The 3,908-nt window shown below is 57.3% G+C and carries 1 protein-coding gene; it reads left to right on the forward strand.

The window, feature by feature from the left end:
• Positions 1–172: 172 nt before the first annotated feature.
• Positions 173–3,908: hypothetical protein (locus tag ACUHMQ_RS20265; RefSeq protein ID WP_445297259.1), on the forward strand; the 3,736-nt coding region annotated here is incomplete at its 3' end.

Below are 3,908 nucleotides of genomic sequence, written 5' to 3' on the forward strand. Positions count from 1 at the left end.
GATTGGATCTGGTTCTACAATCACGAACGCCCTAACATGGCCTTGGGCGGTATTACCCCAATACAGCGGCTGGCCATGGTCGCATAGCGCTACTTCTGACTCCCCTTAAAAATGGGGGGATTACCGAACGACCTCGACAATCATCTCCTTGATTGTCACCGGTTCCCCGCTCATGGCACTGCCCCGCACCCTCGACCAAATCCGCTCCCAGAATCCCCAGCTCGACCAACTTGATGACCACACCATCATGGTTGCTATCTACAACCGCGACTTCGCGGACAAGATGACACCCCAGCAGTACATGGAAGCCACCGGCTACAAGCCCTCAGCGAGTACCATGGACTACGTCAAATCGGCTGCTGCCGGTGCAGGTGACCTGGTTGCCGCTGCTGGTTACGGTGTAGAGAAGCTAGGTGCTGACCGTGTAGGTGGCGCAATTCGTGATGCAGGCCAGACCGCACAACGCTACTGGGTAGACGACATGACCGGCGCTGGTCGTTCTGTCGCCAACAACCCCATCGTGACGGATGACTACGCACTGGGTGACACCCCGTTGCAGTCCACGCTGATGGCAGCATCGCGCAGCGTGCCCGGCATGCTGGCAACAGCACCGGTGGGTGGCGTAGTTGGATTGGCCGCCAAGTCTGGACTGGGCAGGCTTGCCGTTGCCAAGGGAGCGCAAGCCGCTGCCGAAGCGGGTACGACGACGCTGGCGCAGAAAGCCTTACTCGCTGCACCCGGCGCAATCGGTATGGGTGTAGCCGAGGGCGGGCAGGCTGCACTGGTGAATGCAGAGCAGACCCACGCCAAGGTCATGGACCTTGCCGCGACGCCGGAAGATGTCCTGCTGCAAAATCCGACCTATCGCGCCACGTTACAGCAGACTCGTGATCCGTTGGCTGCGCGTAAAGCCGTAGCGGATGAGACAGCCAACCAGGTATTACGCAACACCATGGTTTCCACGGGTGGTATCGGTATCCTCACAGGTGGCGGTGCCTTGGGTTCGGTATTCAACCGCGTAACGGGTCAAGCCGGTACCAGCCTGGCAGGCGCAGGCTTAGGCGGCATGGCGAAAGCCATGGCAAAGGATATCGGCAAAGAGGCTGGCCAAGAGTTCTTGCAGTCCGGTGCTGAACAGTACATCCAGAATGCTGCCGAACGTGACCACTTGGACCCGAGCAAAGATGCATGGCGCGGTGTCGGTCCTGCTGCGCTATCGGGTGCAGCCGTGGGTGGCCTGTTGGGTGGTGGAACCCATGTCTTAGGTAAGCCTTTTGAAGCGAGACGTGCTACTGCGCCAACCGAGCCGCCCGTTACGGATATGGCTAACCTGCCTGCAATTTATCGTCCAGGCGGGGAATACATCCCGGCAAATGAGCCCGCGCCCTCGCAGCAACAACCCGAGGCACCACCCGCAGCCAAGTACAACGTAACACCTGACGGCGTAGCCATACCGGTTGCGCCAGAAGTCCGAGCGCTGCCCGACAAGTCTGGCACGCTGTATGCGAACCAATATGGTGTTGCCAGTGACCAGTTGGCAGATGTCGCACCGAATGAGCAAATGGCCAAGGAGCTGGATGCACAAACCAGACGGCGCGACGGTGCGCTCCGCGTCATAGGCAAGATTCAGCAACGGGCCAGCGAGTTGGATGGCGAGGCATTGGCTCAATTCCAAGCCAACAGCGCGCCGGCTTTGGCACGTGCTCAGCAAGCTTGGCAAGAGAGCGATGCCGTTATTGCAGAGCTTCGACACGGCAATGATGCTGATAAGCAAGAATCAGCAGCTGAGCCAGTACGTGCCGCAACAGTTGCCGAACAGCCTGGACCGACTCCGTCAATTGAGCGGTCCGTACCTGAAGTTCAAGAACAAGCCCCCGAAGCCGCCACCCCTCCATCACCCAAAGGCAAATCCTCTAGCCGAACCAAAGCAGACAAGCAGGATCAGCAAACTGCCATGCTATCCGATGAGGCATTGAGTGAACGTGAGAGCTACATCGCAGATCAAGCCAAGCGCAATGGTGGGTGGAACACCATGCTTGCTGCGGGTATGCGTGAAGTACGCAACGAGCAGACGAAGCGAGCCAAGGCTGCGCGACATGACGACCTGTTCAAGGCAGAGGACAAAGTAGCGAACGACGTGCCTCAACAGGTAGAACAGGCAAAGCCCGTAGAGAAGCCTGTTAAATGGTTCACCACGGCGGAACGTGCAACTACCTACATCGACAAAAAGAAGCTAACGGATACCCATGAGGCCGTAGCCGTTGAACGGCTGGCGCCCAATGGCAAGCACGTTACCGTCCATGAGATTCACCCAAAGTCTGTTAAGTCAGTAAAAAAAGGCGCTGAACCTGTTCCCGCCAAGAAGGACGCAGCAGAAGCGTCTGCGTTAGAGGTTGTCGAACCCAAGCAGGCAACGAACGCTGATACACCACCATCCCCGGCCATACCTAGCAAGGTTGAGTCACAGGAGGAAGAGTCACATTCGTCCAAATCTGACGACGACGCACCATCGGCTCAAGTTGCGGAACAGATCCCACTGCGCTCCACCCCACCAGAAACCCCCAGCCAGACTGAGAAAAAGAAGGCGGCACGCAAGGCAACGGCACCCACCACAGCCAAGCCCCATCTAGAGGATGTAGGTGATGCCCTACGGTGGAACCGCAAAGGTATTTTCCGGAACGGCGGTTTGACCTGGGACGCGATCAAGGATGAGAACGACACCCTGAAGGTCAAGCTCGCCAGCAAGGAAAAGATTTGGGCACGCCCGAACTGGGAAGCCATCATCGAAGCGGTACCGGAAGACCAGCGGGAAGGATTCACCGTCATTGCCCACCTGGTCAAACAGGTTTATGACGCGCTGCCTAAACAGTCAACAAACGTCAGTGACAAAGCGCTACAGACTTACATCGACGTAGTTGGCGAACTGCGTGAATCAGCCAATACATTGCTCAATAACAAGGAACGCCAAGGCGCGCTGTGGGTTGAACTAGGCAAGCGTGCCCAGAAAGTTGGCTTGCTGTCCCACTCTGACTACTTTGACTATCTCATTCCCGCTAAACGGGACGCCAGCATCATGCCGCTGTTTGCCGAACTGTTCCCCAAGCAGGCAGCCGGCGAACGATTTAGCCGTGGTACCCCTGAGAATGACCGCGCCATGGCCCTTGGCAGAAAAGCTGTCAGCGCCATGCAATGGAACACCAGCAGCGCAAAAGATGCGCTATTGGCCATCAAGGACGGCTGGCCAGCCAAGCAAGCCGCCTGGCAGAAGCAGGGATACCGCATTATTTCTGCTGGTGATATCACGTCCGAAATTCACCAACTTCGTTCCGGACGTCATGCAGCCTATTTACCGCTGGATGCCACGACCAACGAGTACGTAGGCAGCTTTGAAACAGAGAAAACAGCACAAGCCGCAGCAGATGAATTGCTGGCAAAACGTGCTAACCGCTTTCTATTACTGAACAAACGCAAGACTGTGTTGGGTGACTATGCCAGCGAAGCAGAAGCCCTCAACGCCGCAAAGAGTCAGACCGCCCGCAAGACAGAAACCGAACCGGATAAGGATGTTGCGCCGAACGATGGTGGATGGGAACGCAAAGGCGTAGACCGCCGTAACCCCGGTGAGAACATCACGCCTGAACGCCTGGAACAGACGTTCAACTTCCGAGGGGTGAACTTCGGTAATTGGGTGAGCCAGGAAGAACGCCAACAGCACGTCAATGCTGCGTTCGATGCCTTACACGACTTGGCAACGGCTATGGGTATTCCCCCTGCGGCAATGGGGCTTGGGGGCAAGCTTGGCCTGGCCTTTGGTGCGCAAGGCAATGGTGGTCGGAATGCCGCGCACTTTGTACCTGGCGTCAATGAAATCAACATTACCCGTACCAGTGGCGCCGGTGCGCTGGCCC

Source organism: Chitinimonas violaceus (assembly GCF_052601015.1).